Origin of the sequence: Planococcus sp. NCCP-2050, from assembly GCF_023708025.1 — a bacterium.
Taxonomy (GTDB): domain Bacteria; phylum Bacillota; class Bacilli; order Bacillales_A; family Planococcaceae; genus Planococcus.
In genome coordinates, this window is the sequence record NZ_BRCX01000001.1 from 48,184 (window position 1) to 61,775 (window position 13,592).

Consider the following 13,592-nt stretch of genomic DNA (forward strand, 5'->3'; position numbering starts at 1 on the left):
GGAAGAAATAATGAATTTTTTCAGTAGACTTTGCCCCTAAATATGCTATAATAGTTAAGTCGTATAGATCAACCGCTTATTAACAAATGATCTTTGAAAGAATTAGGAGGGATACCGATGCGTGTTAACATCACTTTAGCTTGTACAGAATGTAGCGAACGTAACTACAGCACTGTTAAAAATAAGCGCAACAACCCTGAGCGTCTTGAAATGAAAAAATATTGCTCACGTGAAAAGAAAATGACTCTACACCGTGAAACGAAGTAATTCATTGACTGCCAAAACCTACACGGGTTTTGGCTTTTTTCTTTATATAAGGAGATGTTTTGATATGGACAAATCCACCAGCAGAAAAGAAATGCTCGCAAAATTAAATGCGATGCCAGAAGAAGTACATACAGAAAAAACGGAAAAAATCATTCAGCGATTAGCTGAAGACCCTATTTTTGTGAATGCAGCAACTATTGGAATGACCATCTCGGCATTTCCGGAAGTCGATACAACGCAATTGATCGATTATTGCTGGAGCATCGGCAAAAAAGTGGCCGCTCCTAAATGCATTCCGAGTACGAGGGGAATGGACTTTTACATTTTGACGGATTATAGTGAACTGGAAAATGTCTACATGAAATTGCTGGAGCCTCGGATTGACAAAAGCCGCTACGCTTCACCGAATGAAATCGATTTAATGATTGTCCCTGGTGTGGTATTCAGTAAATCCGGATATCGCATCGGTTTTGGCGGCGGCTATTATGACCGTTATCTCTCTGTTTACGAAGGTAAAACGGCTTCACTTGTTTTCGACATGCAATTGGTGGAATCGATGCCTGTAGAAAACCATGACATTCCTGTGCAGCATATTATTACGGAAAATGAATGGATCGAAACGATAGGGTGGAGAAAATGAAAAATTTATACGATGTGATGCAATTATTGAAGCGATACGGCACAATCATCTACACCGCTGACTTTCAAGCGGATCTGGCGTTGATGGAAGACGAAGTGCGGGAACTTTACCGCATGCAATTCATCACTGCAAAAGAATATACCACGGCTTTGATGATCCTTCGGCAAAAGCGCAGTGAGGGAAAATAGTTCATAGAATGAAACAATTTGAGGTTTTATCCGTCTGAATAAGGGTACTCAATATGTTGAAGCTATAATCTGCAAACTTCCAGTTTACCTTCTTATGTTAAAGTAGAGGTGGACGGAGGGTTAAGAATATGTAAATTACCCCTGTGAAAAGGAGGATGCGCGGGATGATGGAAAAAGAGTGGCCCAGACATTCGATCCTGGCAATCGCAATTATCGTTACTTGGCTAAAAACCTACATTATCTATAAAACCAGTTTTTCAATTACAATCGATAATGCTTTGCAAGAATTTATCCTTTTTATCAATCCGCTTAGCTGGCTCCTGTTTGTATATGGGATATCGCTATTCTTTAAAAGCGATAAAGCCAAAAATCGGTACATTCTTGCAATCGCTGTCATTTCGTCTATCGTCTTATACGCCAATGTTGCCTTCTACCGGTTTTTCAGTGATTTCATCACGCTTCCGGTCTTATTCCAAAAAGATAATTTTGGTGATTTAGGAGCGAGTGCAGCAGAAAGTGTTTATTGGACGGACATTGGTTATTTTATCGATGTTATCGTCATTTTACTTGCGATCAAGTTCTTAAAAATCAAATCGGAATCAGCTGCATTCCGCAAAGGACAGCGAAAAGCCTATTTCATCCTTTCCGCTGCAGTGATGTTTTTCAATTTAGGCCTTGCGGAAGCAGAACGGCCGCAATTATTGACACGCAGTTTTGACCGTGAAATGTTAGTGAAAAATATCGGGATGTACAATTACCACATTTACGATGTTTATATCCAATCAAAATCACAAGCGCAGCGCGCTCTCGCAGATGGATCGCAGCTCGTTGAAATCAATAACTATGTAAGTTCAAACCAATCAGAGCCCAATCCGGAAATGTTTGGGCTCGCTGAAGGCCGGAATCTTATCGTCGTAACGTTGGAGTCGCTTCAGTCATTTACGATCAATAATGAAATGAACGGAGAGACGATTACTCCTTTCCTGAATGAGTTGACAGAAGATGAAGATACTATTTACTTCCCGAATTTCTATCACCAAACAGGGCTTGGGAAAACTTCCGATTCTGAATTCCTGCTTGAAAATTCGCTTTACCCACTAAGCGGTGGAGCCGTATTTTTTACGCATAGCGGCAATTCCTATAATTCGATGGCGGAGAGCCTTGGAAAGAATGGCTATCATACTTCCGTCCAGCACGCGAACACAAAGAGTTTCTGGAACCGCGATATGATGTATGAATCATTGAACATCGATGAATTCCTGGATATCGACAGCTATGAAATCGGTGAGGGTGAAGCTGTGAACTGGGGGATGAAAGACATCCCGTTCATGGAGCAGTCTGTAGAGCATATGACGAAATTGCCTGAGCCGTTTTACACCCGTTTATTGACCTTGACGAACCACCATCCTTTCTATTTGGATGAGGAAGACAAAATGATTGATGAATTTGATTCCAATTCGGGCACCTTAAACCGATATTTCCAAACGGCCCGTTATTTAGATGAATCGGTTAAAGTATTATTCGATGAATTGAAACAGCAAGGGCTCTATGAAAATTCGGTTATTGTGATGTACGGTGACCATTATGGAATTTCAGAAAACCATAATGCCGCGATGGAGCAGTATCTTGGAAAAGAAATTACACCATATGAGACGGCGCAGCTGCAGAAAGTGCCTTTCTTTATCCATATCCCAGGATATGGTCAGGGGCATGTCGATGAAGAAATCGGCGGACAAGTGGATATCCGCCCAACCATTATGCATTTGATGGGTGTGGAAACGAAGGAAGACATCCAGTTCGGCGGCGATCTATTCTCGGAAGAACATGAAGAGTTTGTTGTGTTCCGCGACGGACGCTTCATTACCAAAGACAGCGTTTTTGCAGGAAATACTTGTTATGATAGCGAAACCGGCGTAGAAATCGGCCAGGCAGCTTGTGAACCGTATATCGAGCCTGCATTTACTGAGCTTGAATATTCCGAGTCGATTATCAACGGAGATCTTCTTAGATTTTACGATGAGGACAATGGCCAATTGATCCTTTCAGAAAAAGAACTGGAAAAATTAGAAAAAGAGCAGCAAGAAAAAGAAGCAATTGAAGCTGTGCCCCAGCAATAAGGAAAAGCGGATGCTATTAGAGCATCCGCTTTTATTCTTAAAGCAATAAAAAAAGCTGATGCCATGAAGGCATCAGCTTTTTTGGATTAATGTAGGCTTGGTGGATATCCTTGTGTAATGATCGTCGCGATCGTGAAACCGCCGAAAATTACAAACGTACCGAAGTTGAAAATTAATCCTAAAAATTGTTTGTTTTTCAAGGTTTGTACAGTGCCTACTGCTGCTAAAATAGCAATCAGCCCAAATATAACCATAAGCAAGTTCATCTATGACACTCCCTTCAACATTAACAGCCAGTGCCGCCGTGTTCTCTTATTATTGTAATGAATAACAAGATGTTTGTCGAGAGATAATATTGTCATTCCGTTGAACACTTGAGATGCTATAATTTGAAAGAGGTGAAATATACATGTTGAAAATCAATCAAATGGAATTAGGGCCAGTACAAACGAATTGCTATATCATTTCCAACGATTTGGCTGAGTGCTTGATTTTTGATCCTGGGGAAGAAAGCAAAAGAGTGGTTGAATTCCTGAAAAAGAAAAAGTTGAAGCCGCTTGCGATTTTATTAACGCATGCCCATTTCGACCATATTGGGGCGATTGACGATTTGCGGGACCAGTTCGACATTCCGGTTTACTTGCATCGCTTGGAAAAAGACTGGCTTGGCCGTCCAAATCTCAATGGCTCTGGAAAGTACCCTTCCTTGCCGGATTATCGGATGCGGGAAGCGGATAGATTACTGGATCAGGAAAAGTCGCTTGAAATCAGCAGCTTCAAAATGGAATTGTTCCATACACCGGGCCACTCGCCTGGAAGTGTCGTTTTTTCTTTTGGAAAAGAAGGGTTTGCGATTGTGGGGGATACGCTGTTTCGGGGAAGCATCGGAAGAACGGATTTAATCGATGGCTCTGAAGCGAAATTGCTGCAATCGATTAAAGAATCTTTACTGACGATGCCCGAGCATATGATCTTATATCCGGGACATGGGCCGGAAACGACGCCATCTGAAGAAAAAAAGTCGAATCCTTTTTTGCAACAGCAGCGTTGAAAAGAGGAGATTAAAAAAGCGGCCGCAATGGGCCGCTTTTCTTTTTTGATTTCTTGATTAATGTCCAGCTCCGGGAATATGGATGAACGTTGTGTAGTAAGTGAAGCCTACGAAGAATACGGTTAAGTAAGCTCCGAAAATGTACAAGTACATGCGTTCGGAAATGTTTAAGAATCCAAGAAGAACGAAAAATCCAGTATTAGCTACCATTATTAATGATACTTCTACCATATCACCTACGTAAAAAAGAACTGCGAATATCCCAGTCCACCATCCCATTAATTTGAACATCTTATCCATGGGTAATCCCTCCTTTGCCACAACACAATAATCTCCTATTTATTATATAGGAAACAAAGCGATTGTGTAAACAGCGAGTTGTTCTTTCTTTGTGACAAACAGGTGTATTGTTGCCAAGCAGACTAAACAATCGATGTTTTTCCTGGTCGCTATGAAAGTGAGCTTACCTTAAGAAATGGTTTATTGCAATTGCTGAGGAAAAGGAAAGAGGAAAACTGCTAAAACCAGACCGGCTAAACTATGTTCAAAAATGAGATTTCACCTCTATAGGGCGATCAAATATTTATTTTGAATGAAAGTATTCCCAAAGCAAATTGAGGCGGTTATACTGTGGGGGAATAGAGAGGCGTCCTTTATTCAACTACTAATAGGAGGTGGCTATGCAGGAGATAATCGAACGCAGGTGTGCAGATCTGCTGAGCCAGGCAGTGGAATGCGCCACAACCGATATCCATATAAAACCTGAGCAAGATAGTTATTCCATTTCATTCCGTTCATTTCAAGCTTTAAAGCAAGTAACCAAAATCCCCCTTGAATTAGGCAATCGCATGATTGCGTATTTTAAATACCTTTCCCTTCTGGATATGAGTGAAAAGCGAAAACCTCAAACAGGCTCATTCCAACTTCCAATTGAAAACCATCCTTATTATTTTAGAATATCAACTTTACCATCCGTTTTAACAAAAGAAAGCATTGTGATCCGGATTATGGCAGATGATGTAGCAGATTCAATCCATTCACTTGCCGCATTTCGAGACTCCGCTTATTTGTTGGAGAAATTATCGGGCGCACCCCAAGGCTTATTGTTGTTTACGGGTCCCACCGGATGCGGAAAATCAACCACCTTGTATTCGCTCTTGAAACACTGTGCAGAGCAGTTAAACCGCAATATCATTACGCTGGAAGATCCAGTAGAGCGGAAAAACCAGTCGATTCTGCAAATCCAGGTCAATGAAAAAGCGGGGCTAAGTTATGCGGCAGGACTGAAAGCAATTTTGAGGCATGATCCCGATATCATTATGATAGGCGAAATCCGCGATGCCGAAACTGCGCAAATTGCCGTTCGCGCGGCTTTGACGGGCCATTTGGTGCTATCGACGATCCATGCCCGGCACTCTGTCGGATGCCTCCATCGCCTTTATGACCTTGGCGTTTCCTATGAAGATATGGCACAGACCCTGATTGCCATATCAGCGCAGAAAATCATTCCCGTCTACAGCGAAATGGATCAACTAGAAACGTCCTATCGTGCATTATATGAAATTTTACATGGGGAACGGCTGATCGAAGCCGTGGATTCGGCAAAAGAAAAGAAACTGTATAGGCTACCGGAACATTTGTCGTTTGGCGGACAGATCCGGGAAGGAGTGAGGATCGGTGCGATTGAAGCGGGTCTTGAAGCCGAAAGCAATCCCTATTCATGACCGGGAGCATTTCCTAAGCCGGCTGTCCATGCTAATGAAAGAAGGCTATTTGCTGCCGACGGCATTGCAGCTGCTGCTTCCGGTGCATACGAAAAAACTGGAAGAGGCGCTATCTGGCATCACCATCATTTTGAAAGGCGGAGGTACAGCGGCGGAAATTTTGAAATTTCTTGGCTTTAAAGATCAAGTGTTGTTTCCGGTGGAAATCGCTGAATTCCATGGCCGCTTGCCCGAGTCGATTGAAAGCATCGCCAAAAGTTTTTCACGGACGGAACAAGTTCAGAAAAAATTAAAGAATATCTTGATTTATCCGGTGTCTTTGCTGCTTTTCACTTCTATGCTGTTTTTGTTTTTTCGGACAAACTACGTGCCAAATTTAACGGAACTCATGGAATCGCTGCAATCCGGCGAAGAAACGTCCGGAGTGCCTACTTATTTATTGAATTTGCCGGATGTTTTCATCGGCATCTTTGCCTTGTTTAGTTTAGCGGCAGCCAGCTTTTGGCTGATCTTAAACAAACAGAAAGTCCCGATCCAAATCCATTGGATCTTAAAACTCCCTGTGCTGCGAAGCTATATGAGGCTTTACTGGTCCCATCTCTTTGCCCGGGAACTCGGAACCTTATTGCATAGCGGCATCTCTTTGCAGCAATCCTTGCAATTGCTCCAAGAACAGACCTACCACTCGATCATCCAGTTTATGGCCAATGCTTGCCGCGAAGAAATCATCAGCGGCCAAAATCTATCGGTTGCGCTTTCCCGCCAGTCCTTTTTTGCAGGCGACATGGCGTCATTCGTCCAGCACGGGGAATTGACTGGACATCTCGGGAAAGAATTGATTTTATATAGCGAAGTGCTGATGGAGCGGATCGAGAAGAAATCCCAAGCAATGCTGAAAATTATTCAGCCTGCCTTTTTTGTCATTATCGCTTGCTGCATTGTCGGCGCTTATTTGGCGATTTTACTGCCCATGTACAATTTAGTCCATACAATCTGAGGGGGAGAATAATGAAACGATTAAAAAATCAAAAAGGGTTTACATTAATTGAAATGCTGATTGTTATGCTGATCATCACTGTATTAATCGCAATTGCCATACCGAATGTAACGAAGCAGACTTCTGCGGTTGAAGATAAAGGCTGCAAAGCTTACGTGCATATGGTCCAAGGCCAAGTCGAGTCTTACCGCATGGATGAGAAGGCGGTGCCGACAATGCCGAACCTTGTGGAAAAAGGCTATTTAAAAGAAAACGAGACAAGCTGCCCGAACGGCGACCCGGTTTCCATTTCAACGGCTGGCGTCGTGACGACATCTAAAAAAGGAACGCCATAATCAAAGGCGAACAGGGCTTTACGTTGATTGAAATGCTGTTGGTGCTGCTCGTGCTAATGACTGTAACAGGCATTGCGATTCCAAGTTACCGGGCGTTTGAAACAGAGAGGGATGAACAGCGTTATTTCGAATTGCTGCAGCAGGATATTTACTTTGCCCAGAGTGAAAGCTACCGCTCCCAAATGCCGATCACGGTCGTTTTCAGGGAAGTCAGCCATTCAAGCGAAGTTGTGCAAACTTTTAGAGGGGCGCTTTCGTCGAGAAAAATGCCGAAAAGCATCCAATTGAAAAAATCCAGCAACCTTAAAGAAATTCACTTTACCGGAAACGGTTCGATTTCCGGGTCCGGTACGTTGAATTTTGAAACGAGTGCGGGAGATAAATCCATAGTCGTCCATTTGGGCAAAGGGAGGGTGGTTTTTTCTGAATGAAAAAGGGGTCTCCTGGGCGGAGACGATGCTCAGCCTGTTCCTGTTTTTTATCGTATTTGGAACGCTCTTGCCGACATTCCAATACACACAGCAAGCCATGCATTTGAAAAAAGAAAAGATGATCGCTTATGAGACGATGCATGAAGGGGCGAAACAACTAGCTAATGGGGCAGTGTCGGGCCAAAGAAAAGTGGACGGCACCCTTTATCGATGGGAGTTCTCAGGAGATTTATGCGTCAGCTATGAAAATTACAAAGAACAACAGCAGACCGTATGCTTAAATTAAATTGGTTCAATGAAAACGGCTTTACTTTTCTCGGATCGCTTTTCGAGCTCGTTATTCTGATGGTGTTTCTTCCATTGATCGTCATTTTTTTCAGTTTGATGATCGCTTTTGAAAAAGAAACCGATGCCGGCAATGCGGAATGGCATTTGTTTTCTTACGAACTGCAGAGTTATTTAACAAAAGTCGATTCAATTAAAGTGATCAACAATGGCAGCGGAATAAGAGTGATGCAGGAAGAAGTGGAATACGATATCGAACTGTACGGGAATTTAATCCGAAAGCAGAAATTTAAGCAAGGGCATGAAGTGATGGCTACTAAATTGGATTCCTGCTCTTTTCAAATTGAAGGCACAATCTTAACGATTTTTGCAGAATTCGCAAATGGCCGTTCGATGGAGGTAGAATATGTTTACACGTACGCTGAAAAATGAAAAAGGGGCATTGTATCCGATTTCACTTGTGTTTTTTATGTCGGCTTTAATCCTGCTTTCCCATGGTCTTTCTTTATATACCGTCCATTATAAAACATATGACGGATTGGAAAATATGCATAGACATGCTACTATACAACTACTAATGGAAATTCAGAAAAATAAAATACCTGAACAGTAGGGTGGCATTGGGTGGTAGGATGAAAAGAATTTATTTGATCGGATTCATGGGCTGCGGCAAAAGCGCTGTTGGCAGAAGGCTCAGCTTTTTAATGAAGCTGCCTTTCTACGACATGGATAAAGAAATTGTACGGCAAACAGGAAAAACGATTCCTGAAATCTTCGACCAGTACGGAGAAGAGCATTTTAGGGATTTGGAAACAGAGTTTTTGCAGAACTTCAACCATAACAGATGCATCATTTCGACGGGCGGCGGTGTGGCTATGAGAGAACGCAATCGCAAGATCATGCGGGAAACCGGCCTCGTCTTGTTTTTGGATGCCCCTTTTCGGGAAATCTGGCGGCGGATTCACAAAGATCCGAACCGTCCGGTTGTCAGGGATTCCACAAGAGAAGAAATTGAAGCGATGTTCAAATCGCGTTACCGGACATACAAAGCCGCTGCCCACATCACCATCCGCACAGAATTTCGTACGTTGCGGCAAATTACGCAATATGCAGCCTTTCAAGCAAATCGCTTGAAAGGCGAATAATTCGAATGTTTATATCTAAAATGTTCGTTTTTAACAACTCAATGGAAAAAAGTTTGCGCTTACGCCATTTCAATGTTAGGATATAGTCAAAGTTGTACTATTCAGTATAACGTTTTGGACCAATCAAATTGATTTGGGCGGATGATTGTACGGGGAGAGAACGCGAAAGCGTCGCCGAAGGAGCAAATGACAATATGTCGTGAATCTCTCAGGCAAAAAGACTCGTACGGGACGCATCTCTGGAGAATGCTGCATGCAGCTACCAAAGAGGAAAGCCGTAAAGGTAAACTTTCAGGTTCCAGGACAGAGATTTCCCTTATTAAAGGGGAATCTCTGTCCTTTTTTCGTGGTGAAATGCTAGTCAAAAGTGAATTTTGGCGGATTAGCCATGTAAAGGATCTGACAAATAAGGAGGAAGTTGAATGGCAGAACTTACAAACCAATTACAGCGAACACCACTTTTTGAATCTTATGCAAAGCATGGCGGAAAAACCATCGATTTTGGCGGATGGGAACTGCCGGTACAATTCTCAAGCATTAAAGAGGAACATGAAGCGGTGAGAACAAAAGCCGGACTTTTCGACGTTTCCCATATGGGCGAAATTTTCGTAACAGGAAATGACAGTTTGGCTTATTTGCAGCAGCTCGTTACCAATGACGTTTCCAAAATCCAAAACGGGCAAGCCCAATACACAGCTATGTGCTATGAAGATGGCGGCACAGTCGACGATTTATTGATATACAAAATTGAAGATGCCCATTATATGTTGGTTGTCAACGCTTCAAATATTGAAAAAGATTTTGAATGGATGCAAAAAACGGTTTTTGGTGACGTGAAATTGGAAAACCATTCAGCTGATTATGGCTTACTTGCTTTGCAAGGTCCGCTCGCAGAGAAAATCCTTCAACGGCTGACCGAAGAAAATTTGGCTGAAATCAAAGCGTTCCGCTTTAAGACGGATGTTTCAATCGATGGACATTCTGTCATTGTGTCACGGACAGGCTATACCGGTGAAGACGGTTTTGAAATTTACGGGAACCCGGAAGCTGTAGTTGCACTTTGGGATGCATTATTGGCTGAAGGCGCAGAAGACGGCCTTGTTCCGTGTGGTCTCGGTGCACGCGATACGCTGCGTTTTGAGGCATGCTTAGCGCTTTACGGACAAGAGCTTTCCGAAGATATTACACCTTTGGAAGCTGGATTGAATTTTGTCGTGAAATTGAACAAAGAAGAGTTTATGGGCAAAGAAGCACTAGCTTCACAAAAAGAAAACGGCATACCAAGAAAATCCGTCGGAATCGAAATGATCGATAAAGGAATTCCGCGCCACGGCTATGCGGTTTACTTGAATGATGAAAAAATCGGCGAAGTCACAACCGGTACGCAATCGCCGAGCTTGAAGAAAAATATTGGTTTAGCCCTGATTTCCAAAGAACATGCGGAGCTTGGAACAGAAGTTGAAATCGAAATCCGCAACAAGCGCCTGAAAGCCAAAATTGTCGAAACGCCGTTTTATAAACGCTCAAAATAATTCAATTTGAAAAGGGGTCAGCACTCAATGAAACATCGCTATTTACCAATGACGTCTCAAGACGAAAAAGAAATGCTGGAAGCTATCGGAATCGAATCAATCGATGAATTGTTTGCAGATATTCCTGAGAAAGTCCGCTTTAAAGGCGAATACAATATCAAACCGGCTAAATCCGAGTCTTCTTTGACAAAAGAATTAGCCGCACTCGCTGCTAAGAATGCGGATTCCAACCGGTTTGCTTCTTTCCTCGGTGCCGGTGTATATGATCACTATAAACCGATCATCGTCGACCACGTCATTTCACGTTCTGAATTTTATACGGCTTACACACCATACCAGCCTGAAATTTCCCAAGGTGAGTTGCAGGCGATTTTCGAATTCCAAACAATGATCAGCGAATTGACAGGCATGGATATTGCCAATTCTTCCATGTATGACGGCGGAACGGCTTTAGCGGAAGCGGGAATGCTTGCAGCTGGCCATACACGCCGCAAGAAAATTCTCGTATCGCGTGCTGTCCATCCGGAATCCCGTGATGTTGTCCGCACTTATGCGCTTGGACAATCCATCGAAGTAGAAGAAATTCCGTTGAAAGACGGCCATACCGATTTGGAAGCTTTGAAAAACATGATCGACGATAATGTCGCAGCGGTGATGATCCAGTATCCGAACTTCTTCGGCCAAGTTGAAAACTTGAAGGAATTGGAGCCGATCATCCACGAGGCAGGAGCGCTATTTGCAGTATCGGCAAATCCGCTTTCACTCGGCGCTTTAACGGCTCCTGGGAAATTAGGCGCTGATATTACAGTCGGCGACGCACAGCCTTTTGGAATCGCTGAAGCATTCGGCGGCCCGCATTGCGGTTATTTCGCAGTGACCAAGAAATTAATGCGTAAAGTACCTGGCCGTTTAGTTGGTGAAACGGTCGATGAAGATGGTCGCCGCGGATTTGTGTTGACTTTGCAAGCGCGCGAGCAGCACATCCGCCGCGATAAAGCGACATCCAATATCTGTTCAAACCAAGCCTTGAATGCACTCGCCGCTTCTGTTGCGATGACAGCTCTTGGGAAAGTCGGAACAAAAGAAATGGCAGTCCAAAATATTACGAAAACACATTATATGAAACAGCAACTTAAAGGAGCCGGTTTCGAAATTCCATTTAGGGGCGCTCATTTCAATGAAGTCGTTGTTAAAGTCAATGCGCCGATCAAAGAATTGAATGCGGGCTTATTAGCTAAAGGAATTATTGGCGGATACGATCTTGGCCGCAGCTACGACGAATTGGAAGGCCATATGCTCGTATGTGTTACGGAACAGCGGACAAAAGAAGAAATCGATGCATTTGTGCAGGAATTGACTGCGAAAGTGCAAGAAGTGGGGGCTACTCATGCATAAGGACAATCAACCGCTCATTTTTGAAATGACAAAAGAAGGCCGCATCGGCTATAGCCTGCCGGACTTAGACGTGCCGGAAATCGATCTTGCCGAGCTATTTCCGGAAGAATTAATGCGCGATGAAGCAGCGGATCTTCCCGAAGTTTCCGAACTGGATATCATGCGCCATTACACTGCATTATCTAAACGCAATCACGGTGTGGACTCTGGATTCTATCCGCTCGGTTCATGCACAATGAAATACAATCCGAAAATCAATGAATCGGTTGCACGGTTCCCTGGATTCGCAAATATCCACCCATTGCAAGATGAATCGACAGTTCAAGGTGCATTGGAATTATTGTTTGATCTTCAGGAACATTTAAAAGAAATTACCGGAATGGATGAAGTGACGCTTCAGCCTGCTGCAGGAGCACACGGCGAATGGACAGGCTTGATGATGATCCGGGCATACCATGAGTCAAGAGGCGACATGAAACGCACGAAAGTCATTGTTCCCGATTCAGCACATGGTACAAATCCCGCTTCTGCAACAGTTGCCGGATTTGAAACCGTAACGGTAAAATCGAATGAACATGGTCTCGTTGATTTGGAAGACCTTAAACGTGTAGTCGGTGAAGACACGGCTGCTTTGATGTTGACGAACCCGAACACGCTTGGTTTATTTGAAGAGCAGATTCTTGAAATGGCTGCCATCATCCATGAAGTCGGCGGGAAATTGTATTATGACGGCGCTAACTTAAACGCAGTTATGTCAAAAGCACGTCCAGGAGACATGGGCTTTGATGTCGTCCACTTAAACTTGCATAAGACGTTCACTGGCCCTCACGGCGGCGGCGGCCCGGGATCTGGTCCTGTTGGCGTGAAGAAAGACTTGATTCCGTACTTGCCTAAACCAGTACTTGTTAAAACGGAACAAGGCTTGACATTCGACTATAACCGTCCCGAATCCATCGGACGCGTGAAACCGTTCTATGGCAACTTCGGCATCAATGTCCGGGCTTACACATATATCCGTTCAATGGGACCAGACGGCTTAAAAGCTGTTACGGAATACGCGGTCTTGAATGCGAATTACATGATGCGGAAATTGCAGCCGCATTTCGATTTGCCATATGACCGCCATTGTAAACACGAATTCGTGTTGAGCGGCCGCCGTCAGAAAAAACTTGGTGTTCGTACATTGGATATGGCAAAACGCCTGCTCGATTTCGGCTATCATCCACCAACAATCTACTTCCCATTGAATGTGGAAGAAGGCATGATGATTGAACCGACTGAAACAGAATCCAAAGAAACCTTGGATGCTTTTATCGACGCGATGGTCCAAATCGCGAAAGAAGTGGAAGAAAATCCGGAAATCGTCCAAGATGCACCGCATACGACGGTCATCAAACGTTTGGATGAAACACAAGCAGCCCGCAAGCCGGTGCTCCGCTACACTAAACCAGAATAGAATAAAAACAAAACGCAAAAAAAGCCCGA

17 protein-coding genes and 2 riboswitches are annotated in these 13,592 nt (G+C 43.5%); of the genes, 15 read left to right on the forward strand and 2 right to left on the reverse strand.

Features of this window, described 5'->3' with window-relative positions:
- Positions 1 to 117: 117 nt before the first annotated feature.
- The 4 genes from rpmG (at position 118) to NFU07_RS00240 (ending at position 3,212) form a co-directional block, all read left to right on the forward strand.
- On the forward strand, positions 118 to 267 hold the full coding sequence (rpmG, locus tag NFU07_RS00225) for a 50S ribosomal protein L33 (protein WP_036809376.1): 150 nt from the start codon (positions 118 to 120) through the stop codon (positions 265 to 267).
- 64 nt (positions 268 to 331) lie between these two features.
- Positions 332 to 907, forward strand: a complete 576-nt coding sequence (locus tag NFU07_RS00230; protein WP_251472873.1) for a 5-formyltetrahydrofolate cyclo-ligase — start codon at positions 332 to 334, stop codon at positions 905 to 907.
- Positions 904 to 1,095 carry a YqgQ family protein gene (locus NFU07_RS00235; RefSeq protein WP_052651762.1) on the forward strand — a complete coding sequence of 64 codons (192 nt, stop codon included), beginning with the start codon at positions 904 to 906 and terminating at the stop codon, positions 1,093 to 1,095. Before NFU07_RS00230 ends, NFU07_RS00235 begins: the two co-directional genes overlap by 4 nt.
- Before the next feature lie 164 nt (positions 1,096 to 1,259).
- Positions 1,260 to 3,212, forward strand: a complete 1,953-nt coding sequence (locus tag NFU07_RS00240; RefSeq protein WP_251472884.1) for an LTA synthase family protein — start codon at positions 1,260 to 1,262, stop codon at positions 3,210 to 3,212.
- Between the two features lie 86 nt (positions 3,213 to 3,298).
- Here the strand turns inward: NFU07_RS00240 and NFU07_RS00245 are convergent, their stop codons facing one another.
- On the reverse strand, positions 3,299 to 3,478 hold the full coding sequence (locus NFU07_RS00245; RefSeq protein ID WP_052651760.1) for a DUF2759 domain-containing protein: 180 nt from the start codon (positions 3,476 to 3,478) through the stop codon (positions 3,299 to 3,301).
- A 143-nt stretch (positions 3,479 to 3,621) separates the two neighbouring features.
- On the opposite strand from NFU07_RS00245, the gene NFU07_RS00250 reads away from it, so the two are divergent.
- On the forward strand, positions 3,622 to 4,263 hold the full coding sequence (locus NFU07_RS00250; protein WP_251472886.1) for an MBL fold metallo-hydrolase: 642 nt from the start codon (positions 3,622 to 3,624) through the stop codon (positions 4,261 to 4,263).
- Positions 4,264 to 4,320: 57 nt separating this feature from the next.
- On the opposite strand, the gene NFU07_RS00255 is transcribed toward NFU07_RS00250, so the two are convergent.
- Positions 4,321 to 4,563, reverse strand: a complete 243-nt coding sequence (locus tag NFU07_RS00255; RefSeq protein ID WP_052651758.1) for a DUF2626 domain-containing protein — start codon at positions 4,561 to 4,563, stop codon at positions 4,321 to 4,323.
- Positions 4,564 to 4,943: 380 nt separating this feature from the next.
- Here NFU07_RS00255 and comGA point away from each other — a divergent pair, with 380 nt between their 5' ends.
- The 10 genes from comGA (at position 4,944) to gcvPB (ending at position 13,563) form a co-directional block, all read left to right on the forward strand.
- Positions 4,944 to 5,987: a competence type IV pilus ATPase ComGA gene (comGA, locus tag NFU07_RS00260; protein ID WP_251472888.1), complete on the forward strand. Its 1,044-nt coding sequence runs from the start codon at positions 4,944 to 4,946 to the stop codon at positions 5,985 to 5,987.
- Positions 5,941 to 6,984 (forward strand): competence type IV pilus assembly protein ComGB, encoded by a 1,044-nt coding sequence (comGB, locus tag NFU07_RS00265; protein ID WP_251472890.1) that lies wholly within the window; start codon positions 5,941 to 5,943, stop codon positions 6,982 to 6,984. Before comGA ends, comGB begins: the two co-directional genes overlap by 47 nt.
- Positions 6,985 to 6,995: 11 nt before the next feature.
- Entirely contained in the window at positions 6,996 to 7,319 is a 324-nt protein-coding gene (gene comGC / locus NFU07_RS00270; RefSeq protein WP_235199081.1) for a competence type IV pilus major pilin ComGC, read from the forward strand.
- A complete protein-coding gene (gene comGD / locus NFU07_RS00275) occupies positions 7,319 to 7,750 on the forward strand; it encodes a competence type IV pilus minor pilin ComGD (protein ID WP_285835944.1) in 432 nt (143 codons plus the stop codon). The genes comGC and comGD overlap by 1 nt, the downstream gene beginning before the upstream one ends.
- Positions 7,751 to 7,775: 25 nt before the next feature.
- Entirely contained in the window at positions 7,776 to 8,036 is a 261-nt protein-coding gene (locus NFU07_RS00280) for a hypothetical protein (RefSeq protein WP_251472895.1), read from the forward strand.
- Positions 8,024 to 8,467 (forward strand): competence type IV pilus minor pilin ComGF, encoded by a 444-nt coding sequence (comGF, locus tag NFU07_RS00285; protein WP_251472898.1) that lies wholly within the window; start codon positions 8,024 to 8,026, stop codon positions 8,465 to 8,467. The genes NFU07_RS00280 and comGF overlap by 13 nt, the downstream gene beginning before the upstream one ends.
- A gap of 200 nt (positions 8,468 to 8,667) precedes the next feature.
- Entirely contained in the window at positions 8,668 to 9,180 is a 513-nt protein-coding gene (locus tag NFU07_RS00290) for a shikimate kinase (protein WP_251472901.1), read from the forward strand.
- A gap of 141 nt (positions 9,181 to 9,321) precedes the next feature.
- A riboswitch (glycine riboswitch) is annotated at positions 9,322 to 9,414 on the forward strand.
- 1 nt (position 9,415) lies between these two features.
- Positions 9,416 to 9,491, forward strand: a riboswitch (glycine riboswitch).
- Between the two features lie 111 nt (positions 9,492 to 9,602).
- Positions 9,603 to 10,712: a glycine cleavage system aminomethyltransferase GcvT gene (gene gcvT, locus NFU07_RS00295; RefSeq protein ID WP_251472904.1), complete on the forward strand. Its 1,110-nt coding sequence runs from the start codon at positions 9,603 to 9,605 to the stop codon at positions 10,710 to 10,712.
- Between the two features lie 27 nt (positions 10,713 to 10,739).
- Positions 10,740 to 12,107 carry an aminomethyl-transferring glycine dehydrogenase subunit GcvPA gene (gene gcvPA / locus NFU07_RS00300; RefSeq protein WP_251472906.1) on the forward strand — a complete coding sequence of 456 codons (1,368 nt, stop codon included), beginning with the start codon at positions 10,740 to 10,742 and terminating at the stop codon, positions 12,105 to 12,107.
- Positions 12,100 to 13,563 (forward strand): aminomethyl-transferring glycine dehydrogenase subunit GcvPB, encoded by a 1,464-nt coding sequence (gcvPB, locus tag NFU07_RS00305; RefSeq protein ID WP_251472926.1) that lies wholly within the window; start codon positions 12,100 to 12,102, stop codon positions 13,561 to 13,563. Before gcvPA ends, gcvPB begins: the two co-directional genes overlap by 8 nt.
- The last annotated feature ends 29 nt before the right edge of the window (positions 13,564 to 13,592 follow it).

Coding starts and splice junctions, on each gene's coding strand:
- gcvT (WP_251472904.1), top strand. CDS start 9,603: ATGGCAGAACTTACAAACCAATTACAGCGAACACCACTTTTTGAATCT.
- gcvPA (WP_251472906.1), top strand. CDS start 10,740: ATGAAACATCGCTATTTACCAATGACGTCTCAAGACGAAAAAGAAATG.
- NFU07_RS00235 (WP_052651762.1), top strand. CDS start 904: ATGAAAAATTTATACGATGTGATGCAATTATTGAAGCGATACGGCACA.
- comGC (WP_235199081.1), top strand. CDS start 6,996: ATGAAACGATTAAAAAATCAAAAAGGGTTTACATTAATTGAAATGCTG.
- NFU07_RS00290 (WP_251472901.1), top strand. CDS start 8,668: ATGAAAAGAATTTATTTGATCGGATTCATGGGCTGCGGCAAAAGCGCT.
- NFU07_RS00230 (WP_251472873.1), top strand. CDS start 332: ATGGACAAATCCACCAGCAGAAAAGAAATGCTCGCAAAATTAAATGCG.
- NFU07_RS00250 (WP_251472886.1), top strand. CDS start 3,622: ATGTTGAAAATCAATCAAATGGAATTAGGGCCAGTACAAACGAATTGC.
- comGA (WP_251472888.1), top strand. CDS start 4,944: ATGCAGGAGATAATCGAACGCAGGTGTGCAGATCTGCTGAGCCAGGCA.
- NFU07_RS00280 (WP_251472895.1), top strand. CDS start 7,776: ATGCTCAGCCTGTTCCTGTTTTTTATCGTATTTGGAACGCTCTTGCCG.
- NFU07_RS00240 (WP_251472884.1), top strand. CDS start 1,260: ATGATGGAAAAAGAGTGGCCCAGACATTCGATCCTGGCAATCGCAATT.
- gcvPB (WP_251472926.1), top strand. CDS start 12,100: ATGCATAAGGACAATCAACCGCTCATTTTTGAAATGACAAAAGAAGGC.
- NFU07_RS00245 (WP_052651760.1), bottom strand. CDS start 3,478: ATGAACTTGCTTATGGTTATATTTGGGCTGATTGCTATTTTAGCAGCA.
- comGF (WP_251472898.1), top strand. CDS start 8,024: ATGCTTAAATTAAATTGGTTCAATGAAAACGGCTTTACTTTTCTCGGA.
- NFU07_RS00255 (WP_052651758.1), bottom strand. CDS start 4,563: ATGGATAAGATGTTCAAATTAATGGGATGGTGGACTGGGATATTCGCA.
- rpmG (WP_036809376.1), top strand. CDS start 118: ATGCGTGTTAACATCACTTTAGCTTGTACAGAATGTAGCGAACGTAAC.